This window comes from Streptomyces sp. NPDC039424, assembly GCF_055639495.1.
Genome location: NZ_JBVKAI010000024.1, coordinates 89,295 through 104,271 on the forward strand (window position 1 = coordinate 89,295; position 14,977 = coordinate 104,271).

At 72.2% G+C, this 14,977-nt stretch carries 14 protein-coding genes; 3 read left to right on the forward strand and 11 right to left on the reverse strand.

Translation table 11 applies throughout. From position 1 onward, the window contains the following. Positions 1-45 precede the first annotated feature (45 nt). A complete protein-coding gene (locus tag ACZ7L0_RS38090) occupies positions 46-1,272 on the forward strand; it encodes an MFS transporter (protein WP_471247158.1) in 1,227 nt (408 codons plus the stop codon). On the opposite strand, the gene ACZ7L0_RS38095 is transcribed toward ACZ7L0_RS38090, so the two are convergent. Together ACZ7L0_RS38095 and ACZ7L0_RS38100 are read right to left on the reverse strand one after the other, a co-directional pair. Next, on the reverse strand, positions 1,232-1,690 hold the full coding sequence (locus ACZ7L0_RS38095) for an acyl-CoA thioesterase (protein ID WP_471247159.1): 459 nt from the start codon (positions 1,688-1,690) through the stop codon (positions 1,232-1,234). The two genes, ACZ7L0_RS38090 and ACZ7L0_RS38095, sit on opposite strands and share 41 nt — an antisense overlap. A gap of 89 nt (positions 1,691-1,779) precedes the next feature. After that, a complete protein-coding gene (locus tag ACZ7L0_RS38100; protein ID WP_471247160.1) occupies positions 1,780-3,039 on the reverse strand; it encodes an alginate lyase family protein in 1,260 nt (419 codons plus the stop codon). Between the two features lie 181 nt (positions 3,040-3,220). Here ACZ7L0_RS38100 and ACZ7L0_RS38105 point away from each other — a divergent pair, with 181 nt between their 5' ends. Both ACZ7L0_RS38105 and ACZ7L0_RS38110 read left to right on the forward strand, forming a co-directional pair. Further along, entirely contained in the window at positions 3,221-3,907 is a 687-nt protein-coding gene (locus ACZ7L0_RS38105) for a DUF5995 family protein (protein WP_471247161.1), read from the forward strand. 89 nt (positions 3,908-3,996) lie between these two features. After that, the gene (locus tag ACZ7L0_RS38110; RefSeq protein ID WP_471247162.1) at positions 3,997-4,926 is read left to right on the forward strand and encodes an LLM class F420-dependent oxidoreductase; all 930 of its coding nucleotides are present in this window, start codon (positions 3,997-3,999) and stop codon (positions 4,924-4,926) included. A 22-nt stretch (positions 4,927-4,948) separates the two neighbouring features. Here the strand turns inward: ACZ7L0_RS38110 and ACZ7L0_RS38115 are convergent, their stop codons facing one another. The 9 genes from ACZ7L0_RS38115 to ACZ7L0_RS38155 all read right to left on the reverse strand — a co-directional run bounded on the left by ACZ7L0_RS38115 (position 4,949) and on the right by ACZ7L0_RS38155 (position 14,977). Beyond that, positions 4,949-6,646, reverse strand: a complete 1,698-nt coding sequence (locus ACZ7L0_RS38115) for a flavin monoamine oxidase family protein (RefSeq protein WP_471247163.1) — start codon at positions 6,644-6,646, stop codon at positions 4,949-4,951. A 57-nt stretch (positions 6,647-6,703) separates the two neighbouring features. Next, positions 6,704-7,492 (reverse strand): carbon-nitrogen hydrolase family protein, encoded by a 789-nt coding sequence (locus ACZ7L0_RS38120; RefSeq protein ID WP_471247164.1) that lies wholly within the window; start codon positions 7,490-7,492, stop codon positions 6,704-6,706. Between the two features lie 166 nt (positions 7,493-7,658). Next, positions 7,659-8,039, reverse strand: a complete 381-nt coding sequence (locus ACZ7L0_RS38125; protein WP_471247165.1) for a DUF742 domain-containing protein — start codon at positions 8,037-8,039, stop codon at positions 7,659-7,661. Positions 8,040-8,045: 6 nt separating this feature from the next. Next, positions 8,046-8,486: a roadblock/LC7 domain-containing protein gene (locus ACZ7L0_RS38130; RefSeq protein WP_471247166.1), complete on the reverse strand. Its 441-nt coding sequence runs from the start codon at positions 8,484-8,486 to the stop codon at positions 8,046-8,048. Then, positions 8,476-10,776: a sensor histidine kinase gene (locus ACZ7L0_RS38135; protein ID WP_471247167.1), complete on the reverse strand. Its 2,301-nt coding sequence runs from the start codon at positions 10,774-10,776 to the stop codon at positions 8,476-8,478. Before ACZ7L0_RS38135 ends, ACZ7L0_RS38130 begins: the two co-directional genes overlap by 11 nt. Positions 10,777-10,885: 109 nt before the next feature. Continuing rightward, positions 10,886-11,338, reverse strand: coding sequence for an Lrp/AsnC family transcriptional regulator (locus ACZ7L0_RS38140; protein ID WP_471247168.1), 453 nt, complete (start codon positions 11,336-11,338; stop codon positions 10,886-10,888). A 10-nt stretch (positions 11,339-11,348) separates the two neighbouring features. Continuing rightward, complete coding sequence (locus ACZ7L0_RS38145; RefSeq protein ID WP_471247169.1) at positions 11,349-12,824, reverse strand: amino acid permease; 1,476 nt, start codon at positions 12,822-12,824, stop codon at positions 11,349-11,351. 248 nt (positions 12,825-13,072) lie between these two features. Further along, positions 13,073-14,515, reverse strand: a complete 1,443-nt coding sequence (locus tag ACZ7L0_RS38150) for a GuaB1 family IMP dehydrogenase-related protein (RefSeq protein WP_471247170.1) — start codon at positions 14,513-14,515, stop codon at positions 13,073-13,075. A 132-nt stretch (positions 14,516-14,647) separates the two neighbouring features. After that, positions 14,648-14,977 carry a barstar family protein gene (locus ACZ7L0_RS38155; protein WP_471247196.1) on the reverse strand — a complete coding sequence of 110 codons (330 nt, stop codon included), beginning with the start codon at positions 14,975-14,977 and terminating at the stop codon, positions 14,648-14,650.

A 14,977-nucleotide genomic window follows, 5' to 3' on the forward strand; every position in this document is an offset into this window, starting at 1 on the left:
GCGGCAGGGCAGCAGGGTGCGACGACCCGGGGAGGGGCTGGAAACATGAGTGAGGTGTTCGCCGAGCAAGCCGAGCGCAAGGACCGGTCGACGGTGAAGCGCGCCCGGTACGCCGTCGCGGCCGTCTTCGCCGTGCACGGCGCCGTCACCGGTTCCTTCGCGACCCGCGTGCCGTGGATCCAGGACCACGCCTCGCTCAGCGCCGGGCAACTCGGGTTCGCCCTGGCGTTCACCGCGTTCGGCGCCTCCTGCTCGATGCCGCTGGCCGGCCGGATCAGCCACCGCTTCGGCAGCCGTACCGCCCTGCGCGGCCTGATCGCGCTGTGGACGCTGTCCCTGGTCCTGCCGTCCCTCGCACCGAACCTCTACACGCTCTGCCTGGCGATGTTCGTCTACGGAGCGGCCTCCGGCATGGCCGACGTCGCCATGAACGCGCTGGGCGTGGAGGTCGAACGCCTGTTGGGCAGGTCGATCATGTCCGGCCTGCACGGCATGTGGAGCGCGGGCGCCCTGATCGGCTCCGCGGCCGGCACGCTCGCCGCGCACCTCGGCTCGGACGCGCGCACGCACTTCGCGCTGGCTGCGGCCACGCTCACCCTGCTCGGTGTGCTGGCCTGCGGCTGGGTGCTGGACGTGCAGCCCGCCGAGGACGAGGAGCCGCCGCCGCGGTTCGCACTGCCGCCCAGGTCGGCGCTGCTGATCGGCGCGGTCGGCTTCTGCGCGGTGTTCGCGGAGGGCGCGAGCCTGGACTGGTCGGCGGTCTTCCTGCGGGACCGGCTGGACAGCTCGGCCGGTCTGGCGGCGGCGTCGACGACCGGCTTCATGCTGACCATGGCGGTGGCCCGGATCGCCGGGGACGCGGTGGTGAACCGCTTCGGCGCGGTCCGCACGGTCCGGGCCGGCGGTGTCCTCGCCGTCCTCGGCGGGCTGCTGGTCGTCGTCGCGGACCGTCCGGCGCTCGCGATGGCCGGTTTCGCGCTGATGGGCCTCGGGATCGCGGTCGTCGTCCCGCTGTGCTTCGCCGCGGCCGGCCACAGTGGCCCGAACCCCAGCCAGGCCATCGCGGGCGTGGCGACCATCACCTACACCTCGGGGCTGATCGCGCCCAGTCTGATCGGCGGGGTGGCGCAGGCCACCAGCCTGGTGGTGTCGTTCGGCCTGGTGACGGCGCTGGCCTGCGGCCTCGCGGTCTTCGCGGGGGTCCTGGGCGGCGGGCGGGGCCCGCGCGAGGTCAGTCCGCGGGCCGCAGCAGTTCCCGACCGGCAGTCCTGAAGGCCTCGCTCCACGCGGTGGGGCGCAGGGTGGCCGAGTCCAGCCGGACCAGCACCCGGGTGCCGTGCGCGTAGGTGACCGCCCCGTCGGCCGAGCAGAAGCGGAAGCCGTAGGTCAGGCCGGTGGTGCCGAGCCGCTCCAGCCACAGGTGGACGGCGTAGGTGCCCGGGCTGGTCACCGGTGCCTCGTAGGTGATCCGCAGCTCCTTGACCGCGTTGCAGGCATCGCCGGCCGCCGCCCAGTCGCCGTCGAAGCGGACGCCGTGGGCGTGCCACAGCTCGGCCCAGGCGCGCTCCACCATCAGCGGGTACCGGGCGTTGTGCAGCAGCCCGAGCGCGTCCAGGTCGTCGAAGTGGACGGTGACCGGGATCAGACGGCCGTACGACAGGGCGGGGGCGGGCGGGGCTTCGGCGGTCACGGGTGGGGCTCCTGGGCGTCGCGGGTGAGGCGGTGGGGACACCCCATCCTAAGCGAGCGCTCAGGAGCCCCGGCCGGGAAGCCCCCTGGTCAGCCCGCTATCGAATCGAGCTGCTCGGCGGCGGGCCGCAGCGCCCAGAGGTCACCGCCGGGCGGCGCCTCCAGCCCGGCGACGGCCCGCTTCGCCGCCGTGTCCCCCGCGTCGGCGGCGGCGTGCACGACATCGACCGCCGCGTACCGGTGGAACTCCAGCTCCGGGTACGGCCAGGCGGCGGCCCCGGTGGCGGCGGGCAGCAGATGGTCGACGGCTTTGAACAGGCTCTGGCCGTCCGGCCCCCGATACGCCCACAGGTCCACGCCGACGTGCCGTCCGACGGCCGCGAGCCGGGTGTGGGCGACCAGGTCGAAGGTCGAGTAGTGCCAGCTCCTGGTGCGCGCGAGCTCCTGCGGCTGGCTGCCGTCGGCCGCGATCTGCGGGTCGATCCGCCTGGCGCGCGCGTCGAGCACGGTCCGGCGCGCCAGGTCCTTGTCGCCGGTGGCGTACGCGAGGGCGGCGAGCTGCATGTCGTAGAAGGTGCCGTGGTTGTTCGCGGCGGCGCCCTCCTGCCTGCCGAAGTCGCTGTTCTTCAGCCAGTCGAGGAAGTCGGAGTTCCACTTTCCCGTCGCCGTCCGGTCCTTCGACGTCCAGCCGGGGGCGCCCGTGGCGAGGATCGCCTGGGCGTCGAGGACGCTGGTGTAGGACTGCGAGAAGTCGATGACGCCGATGGCCCGGCCGTCGTACTTGCACGGGATGAACTGGGCGTGGTTCAGGTTGGGGTTCATCCGGGTGGCCGGGTCCAGGAACCAGGCGCGCAGGATCTGCCCGGCCTTCTCGGCGTAGCTCCGCCGGCCCGTGTAGTACCAGGCGAGGGAGAGGTCGTACGCCGAGTCGAAGACCTTCTCGACGTCCTGCCGGTCCGTGCCGGTGTCGACCTCCGGGTTGCGCTGTCCGTCGCGCTGGACGTACGGGCAGCCCCAGGGGTTGTCGGCGGTGGGGGCCGTGCTGGGCCACCAGTAGGGGGCCTGGCTCAGGTAGTCGTGGACGTCGCCGCCGGGTGCGGGCTTCGGCTTGTCCACGACCGTCCAGGGGCCCTGGCCGAGCCACGCGTCGGCGCGGGCGGTCAGGGCCTTGAGCGCGCGTTCGAGCCGGCGGTCCCCCTGGTCCAGGCGGACACGGGTCTGCTGGAGGCGGGTGCCGTCGAGGACGGCCGTCCGGGGCGCCTTCGGTGCCGCCTGGGCGGCGGGGACCAGTACGGCTCCGAAGGTCATCACCGCGGCCAGCAGCACGGCCGCACGGGATCTTCCACTCATCAAGCACTCCGATCAGAAATGTGAACGCAGTTCATGAGTAGGACCGTGCGAGCGTAGGGCCACCAGATACCCGTGACAACGGTCCGGACCCGTCCGATTTCGCTGTCCGCCGTTCCCCCGTTCCGGCGAAGCGCCGGGCCCGTCGGCGCGGCTGTCGGCTCGGGGCTGGGACCCTTCCCCCATGGCGCAGTTGAAGCAGTTCACCCCTTCCGTCGACACCGTTGTCTCCCGTATGCGCGCCCTGGACGCGAGCCTGCCGCCGGGCGACGGGATCGCCGTGTTCAACCGCGTCTACCTGGCCGTCACCGAGGAGGTGGAACGGCGCCTGGAGGCCGGGGAGTTCCCGGACCGGCGGGCCGCGACCGCGCTGGACGTACGGTTCGCCGAGCGGTATCTCGTCGCGGTCGACGCGGCAACCGACGGCCGCCGCACACCGGCCTGCTGGCGGCCGCTGTTCCAGCTCCGCCGCCATCCGGGCGTACGACCGCTGCAGTTCGCCCTCGCGGGCATCAACGCGCACATCGGTCACGACCTGGCGCTGGCCGTCGTGGACGCGTGTCGCACCCTCGGCTGCGAACCGGCCGAGCTGGAGGACGAGTTCGACCGCGTGGGCGAGCTCCTCGTGTCGCTGGAGGAGCGCATCCGCGAGGATCTGATGCCGGGCCCCGATCTGCTCCAGATCGCCGATCCGCTCACCCATCTCCTCGGCTCCTGGAGTCTGGAGCGCGCCCGGGAGGCCACCTGGTCGGCGGCGCGGGCGCTGTGGGCGCTGCGCGGGTTCGAGGACCTGGCCGAGGAGTTCACCGAGCGCCTGGACGCGGCCGTCGGCTTCGCCGGCCGCATGCTGCTCACACCGCTACCGGACTGATCCGGCCACGGGAGGGCTTTGCCCCCTCAACTCCTGTGTGAACGTTGTACGTTCGACAGGAACCGACCTCTTGCAAAGGAGCACAGGGCATGGCGACGCGGCTCGGACTCGGACTCCCCCAGAACAAGCAGTACGACCTCGGACGGGACGTGCCCGACGTGGCGCGGGCCGCCGAGCGGATCGGCTACGAGAGCCTGTGGGTGTACGAGCGGCTCCTGGTGCCCGAGCCCGCCACCCAGGGCCTGTACGGCATCGAAGGCCTCCCCTGGCCGGACGGCTACCGGGGGGTGGCCGAGCCGCTGGTCACCCTCACCCTCGCCGCCGCGGCGACCGAGCGGGCACGGCTGGGCACCAGCGTGCTGGTCGCCCCGCTGCACGTGCCGTTCCAGCTCGCCAAGGCCCTCGCCACCCTGGACGCGGCGAGCGGCGGCCGGGTGGTGGCGGGGCTCGGCACCGGGTGGTCCCTGGACGAGTACGCGGCCGCCTCGGTGAGGCCCTTCGGGGAGCGCGGGCAGGTCCTGGACGAGCTGATCGAGGTGTGCCGGGCCGTCTGGGGCGAGGACCCGGTGTCGTACGACGGACGTGTCACGAAGATCGCGTCCGCCGTGGTCGGCCCCAAGCCCGCCCGGCCGATCCCGATCCTGCTGGCGGCGGCGTCGAAGAAGGCCCAGCGCCGCCTCGTCGACCACGCCGACGGCTGGATGCCGGTGGGCATGGGCGCCGAGGCCCTCGCCGAGCAGTGGCGCGGGCTGCGGGAGCTGGCCGCCGAACGCGGGCGCACCGAGCCGATCCAGACGACCTTGCGCACCAACGCGGACTACCTGGCCCAGGGTTACGACGGTGCCGACCGGCGGCCCTTCCAGGGCAGCGTCGACCAGATCGTGGCGGACCTGGCCGCGCACGCCGAGGTCGGTCTCGACGAGATCTTCATCGACCTCCAGCACGGCACCCGCGACGCCGAGGAGCTCAAGGACGTCGCCGCCGAGGTGTACGAGAAGGCGCGCGCGGCCGGGGTGTGACCCCCAGGGCCTGTCGAAGGACTCAGTCCTCCGGGAGTTCGACGGGCGCGATCTCGTCGTAGACGTCGCCCGGACCGGGGTTGCCCGGGTCGGTGGTGCCGCCGAAGTGGTGCATGACGCCCCAGACCGCGTTCAGCGCGGTCTGGATCGCGCCCTCGGCCCAGCCGGCCGTCCAGGAGATGTCGTCGCCGGCCAGGAAGATGCCCCGCTTGTCCTCGGGCAGCCGGTCCTGCATGAAGTGCGTGAACAGACGCCGCTGGTAGCGGTAGTGGCCGGGCAGGTTGGCCTTGAACGCGCCCATGAAGTAGGGCTCGTTCTCCCAGGACACCGTCACCGGGTTGCCGGTGATGTGCTTCCTGATGTCGACCTTCGGGTAGATCTCGCCGAGCGACTTCAGCATGACCTCCATCCGCTCGTTGGCGGACAGCGGAAGCCACTTCAGGCTGTCGTCGCACCACGTGTAGGAGAGGCAGATGACGGCGGGCTTGTCCGGCCCGTCGTCCAGGAGGTAGGTCCCGCGGGTCATACGGTCGGTGAGCGTCATCGACATGACGTCCCGGCCGGTCTCCTCGTCCTTGTCGAGCCAGAACGGCCGGTCGACCGGGACGAACAGCTTGGAGCTCTCCATGTAGTGGGTGCGCTCGATCGCCGTCCAGTGGTCGATCGGGAAGAGCGAGTCGTCGCAGGCGATCTTCGACAGCAGCATCCAGGACTGGGCGGTGAAGATCGCCGCCTGGTACGTGCGGATGTCGCCGCCCGCGTCCGTCACCGTGATCCGGTTGCCGGCCGTGCGGTGCAGCCGGGTCACGGCCGGGCGCGGCTCACCGTCCACGTGCAGGGACTTCAGCGAGGTGCCGTACGGCCAGTGGACGATCTTCTCCGGCTCGCGCTCCCAGAGCCTGACCGGCAGCTGCTGGGAGCCGCCGACGATGCCGCGGTGGTGGTCGTCGGCCTCGGTGTAGACGACGCGCAGGATCTCCAGGATGGAGTTGGGGAAGTCGGTGTCCCAGCCACCGGTGCCGAAGCCGACCTGGCCGAAGATCTCGCGGTGGCGGAAGGACTTGAAGGCCTCGGAGTCGCAGAGGAAACCGTAGAAGGTCTGGTTGTCCAGCTTCTCGACCAGCTTCGCCCAGATCTCGCGGATGCGCGGCACGTCCCGCTCGCGCATGGCGCGGTTCATGTCGGAGAAGTCGGCGCCCTCTTCGAGGCACTTGTTCCAGGCCTCGGCGACATCGCGGTAGACCTGCGGCAGGTCGTCGATCGTCTCGGCGTAGTGCGACTCGCCCTTGAGGTCGACGACGGTCGAGGGCGTCGCCTCCGCGAGGGGGTTGGGGAAGGGCCGGGTCTCGAGCCCCACCAGGTCGATGTAGTGCTGGAGGGCCGTGGAGGACGGCGGGAAGCGCATCGCGCCCATCTCGGCGGTGAGGGAGGGGTCGCAGCCCTCGAAGCCCACCGTCCGCAGCCGGCCGCCGAGCTGGTCGGCCTCGTAGACGACGGGCTTGAGGCCCATCTTCATCAGCTCGTAGGCGGCCACGATGCCGGACAGGCCGCCGCCGATGACCGCCACCTCGGTGCCGTGCTCGGTCGCCGGGATCTGGCCGAGGCCCGCCGGGTGGGCGAGGAAGTCGTCGTAGGCGTAGGGGAAGTCCGGGCCGAACATGGTGATCGGCGGCTGCTGCTCGTCGGCGTGCTGGACGGCGTTGGGCACCGTGGACGTCATGGGGTACGGACTCCTTGCGCGGAAGAACTCGGGGTGGGGCTCGGGGGGTGAGGCGGCTCAGACGAGCGACCCGTACAGGCCGGGGCGGCGGTCCTTCAGGTACGGGTTCGCCTCGCGGGAGGCGGCCAGGAAGGCGGGGTCGACGTCGGCGACGATCAGCTCCTCGCCGCGGCCGGCGCGGGTGCGGGCGATGCCGTCGGGCCCGGCGAGGGCGGAAAGCCCGAAGAACTCGAACTCACCCTCCGGGCCGACCCGGTTGACGTACGCGACGTACATCTGGTTCTCCCAGGCACGCACCGGCACCATGGACTCGGCGACGAACTGGAACGGGTGCATGTTCGCCGTCGGCACGACGAGCAGGTCGGTGCCGGCCAGGGCGTGGGCGCGCGCGTTCTCCGGGAACTCGACGTCGTAGCAGATCATGATGCCGACGGTCAGACCGCCCAGCCGGGCCTGGACGAGCGACTGCTCGCCCGGGGTGAAGTGATCGCGCTCGGAGCACCCGAAGAGGTGGGTCTTGCGGTAGTTCGCGAGCCGGGTGCCGTCGGCGGAGATCAGCTGGGCGGAGTTGTAGACCGTGTCGCCGTCCCGCTCGGGGTAGCCGTAGGCGATGGCCAGGCCGTGCCGGGTGGCCAGCTCGGCGATCGCGTCCGCCGCGTCGCCGTCGGCGGGCTCGGCGAGGCGCCCGACGGCGTCGCCGATCGCGTACCCGGTGAGGAACATCTCCGGCGCGGCCAGCAGCGCGGCACCCGCGGCGGCGGCCCGGCCCGCGGCCTCGTCGAGGACCTTGAGGTTCTCGGCGGGCGAGCCGGGGCGGCCGGAGCTCTGGAGCAGGGCGGTGCGCATGCGTGGTCCTCACCGGTTACGGAGGGGGTCGTGGGGTCAATTAGACGGTACGGTCGGCGGCCTCGGCCGGACAAGAAGAAGCTGTTGCGCGCCGGTGAGCGGTTCGTTGCGCGCACCAGGCCTCCGGCGGCGATTCGTTGCGTGTCCCGGGCGTCCGCCGGGCCTGTCACAGCTCCCGCAGGCGGTCTACGATCTCGCGCAGCAGTTCGGGGTCGGCGGCCGGTCCCGCCGGCAGTACGCGGCGCGGCTCGTCGATGCGCACCAGCCCCGCCTCGGCCAGGTCGCCGAGCAGCACACGGACGACGGTCAGGGGCAGGTCGGCGTCGGCCGCCAGCTCGACGACCGGGCGCGGACCGCGGCGCACCAGGTCGAGCAGGGCGGTGCGGGCGTGGTCGACACCCGGCTGAGCCACCTCCACCGGGACGGCGGTGACCTGGGACATCAGGTCGATGGTGTGCCGGTCCGAGGGGCGGGTGCGGCCCCGGGTCACGGTGTAGGGGCGCACCATCGACCCGGTCTCGTCCTCGTACCAGTGGTCGTCGCTCACCGCGGGTCAGGGGGCCGATCGCGCGGCGGCGTCCAGATGGCGGCCGAGGCGGCGGACGAGCAGCGCCATCTCGTGGGCGAGCTGTCCGACATCGGTCTGCGCCTCGCTGAGCACGGCCAGGCGGCTGCCGTGCCCCGCCGGGGTGATGAAGAGATATGCGTCGTCGAGCATCACCATGGTCTGGCGCACCTCGCCGGCCTCGAACCGGTCGCCCGCCGAACGGGCCAGGCCGGCGAAGCCCGCGCAGACCGCGGCGAGGTGCTCCACCTCCCGTCTGCGCATGCCGTCCGAGCAGCTCAGCGGGAGGCCGTCGGCGGTGAGCAGCACGGCCTGGCGGACGTGCTCGGTCCGCGCCACGAGGTCATCGAGCAGCCAGCCGAGGTCCGTGCCGGGCGCCTGGCCGGAGACGGGGCCGGCGGGCTCGGGGTTGTGGTGGTCACCGGGCATCGTCGGCGTGCGTCCCTTCATCCGGGTCGGTGGTCGTGGGCAGTCCCTTGCGGCCTCGGTCCAGGCCACGCTGGAACGCGCCGAAGATCGCCCGCATCTCCTCGGCGTCGACCTCGCGCCGCCCTGAGTCCCCCTCGGGCGGGGCGTCCGCGCGCAAGGGAGCGGCCAGGGAGGCTTGGCGGACACGGGTGGGGAGGGCGGGGGCGGGCGCGTCGGCACCGGGGGAACCGGCACCCTCGAAGCCCGGGGCGGCAAGGGCGTCGGCACCGTCGGCATCGGGGTGCGCTGGGCCGGGGTCAGGGGCGGGAGGGTCAGCGGCGGGGTGGGGCACGGCCTTCCCCTTCCCCGGCGGCAGCCCTCGCACCCCCGCTTCCGGCTCCGGCGTCTTCGCCAGCACCCCCGGCGGCAGCCACACCGCCGCCGTCGTCCCGCCGTACGCCGAGTCGCGCAGCGTGACCTCGATGCCGTGCCGGGCGGCGAGGCGCCCCACGACGTAGAGGCCGAGCCGGTCGTGCCGGGTGGGGTCGAAGGCGTCCGGGTCGGTGAGGGTGCGGTGGGCCGCTGAACGCTGGTCGGCGTCGAGGCCGAGCCCCCGGTCGTCGATCTCCAGGAGGAAGCCGCCCCGCGCCCGGCCGGTGCGCAGTGTGACCCGGGTGTGCGGCGGCGAGAACACCGTGGCGTTCTCCAGGAGCTCGGCGACCAGGTGGACCACGTCGGCGACGGCGTCCGCGGCGATGCCGGCCTCGGGCATCGGCGGGACCACGACCCGCGCGTAGTCCTCGATCTCGCCGACCGCCGAGGACACGACGTCCGCGACCGGTACGGGCCGTCGCCACCGGCGTCCGGGCGCCGCGCCGGAGAGGATGATCAGGCTCTCCGCGTGCCGCCGCATACGGGTGGTGAGGTGGTCGATGCGGAACAGCTCGCCCAGGATGCCGGGGTCGTCGGTGCGCCGCTCCAGCGTGTCCACGAGCTTCAGCTGCCGGTGCACGAGCGCCTGGTTGCGGCGCGCGATGTTGAGCAGTACCGCGAACAGCCCGCGCCGCAGGGTGGCCTGCTTGACGGCGGCCTCGACGGCGGCGAGGCGCGCGGTGTTGAAGGACCGGCCGACCTGGCCGATCTCGTCGGGCCGTACCTCGTCGGCGGCCAGCGGCGGCGCCTCGGCCACCGCGTCCACCTCCTCGCCCGCGCTCAGCCTCCGCATCACGTCGGGCAGCTGGCGGGTGGTCAGCAGATCTGCGGCGTCCCGGAGGGTCTCCAGGCGGCGCGAGATGCGCCGGGCGCCGCGCACCGCGAACCACAGGGACAGTCCCACGGCGACCAGCCCGACCACACCGACGACCGCGGCCTTCGCCAGCTCCCGGTAGGCGAAGGCGCGCCCGCGCGCGGCCGAGTTCTCGGCCGACCGGGTGCACAGCAGCATGTACCGCTTGACGGCCCGGTCGGCGGTGGTCCGCCAGGTGCCTGCGGCGACGGCCCGTCCGGCGTGTGCCGCACCCGCCCGCAGCAGCGCGTCCTCGCCGCGCACCAGGTCCCGGTGCAGGTCACCGCGCTGGAACCGGTCGAACAGCGCCCGGGAGTCGGACGGCAGGTCCGGCACGTAGGTCCGTTCGAAGACCCGCCGGTCCTCGATCGTCGCCGTCAGCGTGTCGTACTGGTGGTCGGTCAGGGTGCCGGCCGCGCGGGCCCCGGCGACCAGGGCGTCCTCCCGGGAGACGAACTCCCGTACCCGCACCAGCTCGACGACGACCTGCGCCTCGCGGGCCAGCTGTCCGGCCTGGAGTGCGGTGAGGGTGGACTGGACGTCGAAGCCGGGTTCCACGAGGGCGCTGTACTCGGTCACCGCCCGGTCCCAGGAGAGGGAGCGGGACAGCACCCGTTCGCGCAGCTTCTCCAGCCCGTCGGTGGCGTGCGCCATCGCGTCCAGCACCTGCCGCTGCCGTCCGGTGAGCCGGTCCCGGCCGCCGTCCCGGATCGTCTCGCGCATGGCGTCCACCGCACGGTCGGTGCGGCGCTGCTGGGCCAGCAGGTCTCCAGCGGTGGCCGGGTCCCGGTCGGCGCCCAGATAGACGGCCGACAGCCGCCGCTCGATCTGGATCTGTCCGACCGCCGTGTCGACGGGGGTGCCGAAGTCCTCGTACACCCCCTGGAGCCGGATCAGCGCGCGCAGGTCGCCGGTGACCGACACCATGGTGAAGGTCCACAGGGTCATCAGCGCGAGGACCGGGGCGAGCGCGAGCGCCACGATGCGCGCGCGCACGGTGGAGGAACGGCCGACGGGCCAGCGCATGGGTTACCTGCCGGTGTTACCAGTCAGTAGAAAGTGCGGACAACCTACGGGATCACTCCGGCGACCGCAATGGTGACCTGCGGTAACCCCCGGTCACCTCGTCACCCGCTCAAGCCGGAGACCCCGAGGAGAACCGTCGCAGCAGCGGCGACAGCACCAACACCGACTTGGTCCGCTCCACGAACGACTCCCCCGCGATCCGCTCCAGGACCCGCTCGAAGTGGCGCATGTCGGAGGCGAAGACCTGCACGATCGCGTCCGCGTCCCCGGTGACGGTGGACGCGGCCACGACCTCCTGGTAGCGCTCCAGGCCCCGCTGGATGGTCTCCGGGGAGGTGTTGCGCCGGCAGTAGATCTCGATGAATCCCTCGGTCTCCCAGCCCAGCGCCGCCGGGTCCACCCGGACGGTGAACCCGGTGATGGCTCCGGTGGCGCGCAGCCGGTCCACGCGCCGTTTCACGGCGGGCGCGGAGAGGCCGACCATCTGCCCGATGTCCGCGTAGGAGCGGCGGGCGTCCTCGGCGAGGGCGTGCACGATGCGTTCGTCGAGATCGTTCAGCACAGTGGGTTGATCACTTCTCGGATGGTGCGGGCGTTGCGAGTCGGGACCGGCGGTGGCCGTATACGAAGTAGAACACGAGCCCGACCGCCATCCAGACCCCGAAGACCACCCAGGTGACGGCCGACAGGCTGCCCATCATCCAGACGCAGAAGGCGAGCCCCAGCGCGGGCAGCACCGGCGACAGCGGCACCCGGAAGGTGCGGGGCATCTCCGGACGCGTCCGGCGCAGCACCACCACGGCCACGTTGACCAGCGCGAAGGCGAACAGCGTGCCGATGCTGGTGGCGTCGGCGAGCTGGCCCAGCGGGATGGCCGCGGCGAGGACACCGCAGAACAGCGAGACGATCACCGTGTTGGCGCGGGGCGCGCCGGTCTTCGGGTGAACCCGGCCGAAGACCTTGGGCACCAGGCCGTCCCGGGACATCGCGAAGAGGATGCGGGTCTGGCCGTACAGGACGGTCAGCACGACGCTCGCGATGGCGACGACCGCGCAGGCGGCCAGCAGGGTGCCCCAGAAGGTCTGCCCGGTCACCTCGCGCATGATCTGGGCGAGCGCGGCCTCCGAGTCGTTGAACCGCCGCCAGGGCTTGGCGCCGACGGCGACGGCCGCGACGAGCACGTACAGCGCCGTCACGATGACCAGCGACAGCATGATGGCGCGCGGCAGGTCGCGCTGCGCGTCCTTCGCCTCCTCACCGGCGGTGGAGGCGGCGTCGAAGCCGATGTACGAGAAGAAGAGCGTCGCTCCCGCCGCGCTCACGCCGGTCATGCCCAGCGGCATGAAGTTCTCGTAGTTGCCGGAGCGGAAGCCCTGGATGCCGATCGCGCAGAACAGCACCAGTGCGGCGATCTTCACGCAGACCATGACGGTGTTGGCGCGCGCGGACTCCTTGGCGCCGCCCAGCAGGAACGCCATGGCGAGGAGTACGACGATCAGCGCGGGCAGGTTGAAGACGCCGCCGTCGCCGGGCGGGGCCGACAGGGCGTCCGGGATGGTGACGCCGATGGTGCCGTCGAGCAGCTCGTTGAGGTACTCGCCCCAGCCGACGGCCACGGCGGCGACCGACACGCCGTACTCCAGGACCAGGCACCAGCCGCAGACCCAGGCGATCAGCTCACCCATCGTTGCGTATGCGTACGAGTACGAGGAGCCGGAGACAGGCATGGTGCCGGCCAGCTCGGCGTAGGACAGGGCCGAGAAGAGCGCCGTGAGACCGGCGATCACGAAGGCCAGGGTGACGGCCGGACCGGCCTTGGGGACGGCCTCGCCGAGGACCACGAAGATGCCGGTGCCGAGGGTCGCACCGATGCTGATCATGGTCAGCTGCCACAGTCCGAGGGAGCGCCTGAGGCTCCCTCCATCGCCCTGGCCGGCCTCCGCGACCAGGAGCTCTACAGGCTTGCGGCGCATCAGGCGCGCGGCGAGGCCCGGGGACGCGGGGGCGGTTGCGCTGCGGTCGTGCGGGGGTGCGCCTTGGTCGAGCACGCGCTGGCTCCTTCATCGCTGCCGGTCAGGGCGGCGGGGACCGGCGGCATCCCTGCGAGGGCAGGGACCCGACGAGCGGAGTCCCCGCCACACCACGTACAGGGGAGGAGCCTATGAGCCAGCCCTTCGCGGGCGTAATGCAGCAGCCTTGCGTATCACCGTAAGATCATTGCGTTCCTCGCGAAGGGGTGCCCATTCGTTGCGCGCGGGCTGTCGACCGTTGCACGGCCGTCGCGCACGAGAGTGCGTCAGACCCAGCTGGCGTGCAGCGGCTTGCCCTCGGCGTAACCGGCGGCGCTCTGGATGCCGACGATGGCCTTCTCGGCGAACTCCTCCAGGGAGGCGGCACCGGCGTAGGTGCAGGAGGAGCGGACGCCCGCGATGATCGAGTCGATCAGGTCCTCCACACCGGGCCGGGCCGGGTCGAGGAACATTCGGGAGGTCGAGATGCCCTCCTCGAACAGCGCCTTGCGGGCGCGGTCGTACGCCGACTCCTCGGAGGTGCGGTTGCGCACCGCGCGCGCGGAGGCCATGCCGAACGACTCCTTGTACGGGCGGCCGTTCGCGTCGTGCTGGAGGTCGCCCGGCGACTCGTACGTGCCCGCGAACCAGGAGCCGACCATCACGTTGGACGCACCGGCCGCGAGCGCCATCGACACGTCGCGCGGGTGGCGGACACCGCCGTCGGCCCACACGTGCTTGCCGTACTTCCTCGCCTCGGCCGCGCACTCCAGGACGGCGGAGAACTGCGGCCGGCCCACACCGGTCATCATGCGCGTGGTGCACATGGCGCCGGGGCCGACGCCCACCTTGACGATGTCGGCGCCCGCCTCGATCAGGTCCCTGACGCCCTCGGCGGAGACGATGTTGCCCGCGACGATCGGGACCCGCGGGTCGAGGGCACGGACCAGCCTGATCGCGCTGATCATCGACTCCTGGTGGCCGTGCGCGGTGTCGATGACGAGCGTGTCGACGCCCGCGTCCAGCAGCTGCTTGGCCTTGCCCGCCACGTCGCCGTTGATACCGACGGCGGCGGCGATGCGCAGCCGTCCCTCGGCGTCCGTCGCCGGGGTGTACAGGGTCGCGCGCAGGGCGCCCTTGCGGGTGAGGATGCCGGCCAGCCTGCCGTCCTTGTCGACGGCCGGGGCGTAGCGGCGGTTGGCCGCGTCGAGGGTGTTGAAGGCCTCGCGCGGGTCGATGTCGGCGTCGAGCAGCAGCAGGTCCTTGGACATGACCACTTCGAGCTGGGTGAAGCGGTCGACGCCGCTGAGGTCCCGGTCGGTGACGACACCGATGGGCCGGTGGTCCTCGTCCACGACGACACCGGCGTTGTGCGCGCGCTTGGGCAGCAGGGAGAGGGCGTCGGCGACGGTCTGGTGCGGGGCCAGCACGATCGGGGTGTCGAGGACCAGGTGCCGGCTCTTCACCCAGGAGATCACCTCGGTGACGACGTCGTTCGGGATGTCCTGCGGGATGACCACCAGGCCGCCGCGCCGGGCCATCGTCTCGGCCATGCGGCGGCCGGCGATGGCGGTCATGTTGGCGACGACGAGCGGGATGGTGGTGCCCGTGCCGTCCGGTGAGCCGAGGTCCACGGCCTGGCGCGAGCCGACGGCCGAGCGGCTCGGCACCATGAACACGTCGTCGTACGTCAGGTCGTAGGCGGGCCGGGTGTCATTGAGGAAACGCACGTGCTGCACATCCCAGTCGATCAGAGGTGGCCCCCGGACAGGTCAGCCAGGGGGAAAGAGCACGTACTTCATTCTCCCATGACACCCCCCGCGCCATGCCCCGGCAGAACATCCAGGCTGGTCAGAGGGGCGCTAGGAGGAACCTCCAAAGGCCAGCACCACGGCGAGCGACGGCATCAGGCCGACGGCGTGGGAGAACACCTCCTGGGCGGTCTCCCACTCCTCGGGGCGCGCCTTCGCATACCCCCGCCACCCCCGTACGACGACCAGGAGCCCCTTGCCCTCGGCCTCCTCGGGCCAGACGGAGAGGTCGGAGAGGCTGTCGGCCAGCGCGTCCCAGTTGCGGCCGAACCACCCGGGCAGGTCCAGCGCGCGGACGCACCGGTCCATCAGCCCGGCCTCGTCCGTGACCCCGTCGAGGTCCAGAACCACCACGTACCGACCGGTCAGGTCGTCGGCCAT

Excerpts from the sequence above, each read along its gene's own strand:
- ACZ7L0_RS38110 (WP_471247162.1), top strand. The coding sequence starts at position 3,997 with ATGGCGACGCGGCTCGGACTCGGACTCCCCCAGAACAAGCAGTACGAC.
- ACZ7L0_RS38130 (WP_471247166.1), bottom strand. The coding sequence starts at position 8,486 with ATGCCCGGTGACCACCACAACCCCGAGCCCGCCGGCCCCGTCTCCGGC.
- ACZ7L0_RS38120 (WP_471247164.1), bottom strand. The coding sequence starts at position 7,492 with ATGCGCACCGCCCTGCTCCAGAGCTCCGGCCGCCCCGGCTCGCCCGCC.
- ACZ7L0_RS38115 (WP_471247163.1), bottom strand. The coding sequence starts at position 6,646 with ATGACGTCCACGGTGCCCAACGCCGTCCAGCACGCCGACGAGCAGCAG.
- ACZ7L0_RS38105 (WP_471247161.1), top strand. The coding sequence starts at position 3,221 with ATGGCGCAGTTGAAGCAGTTCACCCCTTCCGTCGACACCGTTGTCTCC.
- ACZ7L0_RS38100 (WP_471247160.1), bottom strand. The coding sequence starts at position 3,039 with ATGAGTGGAAGATCCCGTGCGGCCGTGCTGCTGGCCGCGGTGATGACC.
- ACZ7L0_RS38090 (WP_471247158.1), top strand. The coding sequence starts at position 46 with ATGAGTGAGGTGTTCGCCGAGCAAGCCGAGCGCAAGGACCGGTCGACG.
- ACZ7L0_RS38155 (WP_471247196.1), bottom strand. The coding sequence starts at position 14,977 with ATGGCCGACGACCTGACCGGTCGGTACGTGGTGGTTCTGGACCTCGAC.
- ACZ7L0_RS38135 (WP_471247167.1), bottom strand. The coding sequence starts at position 10,776 with ATGCGCTGGCCCGTCGGCCGTTCCTCCACCGTGCGCGCGCGCATCGTG.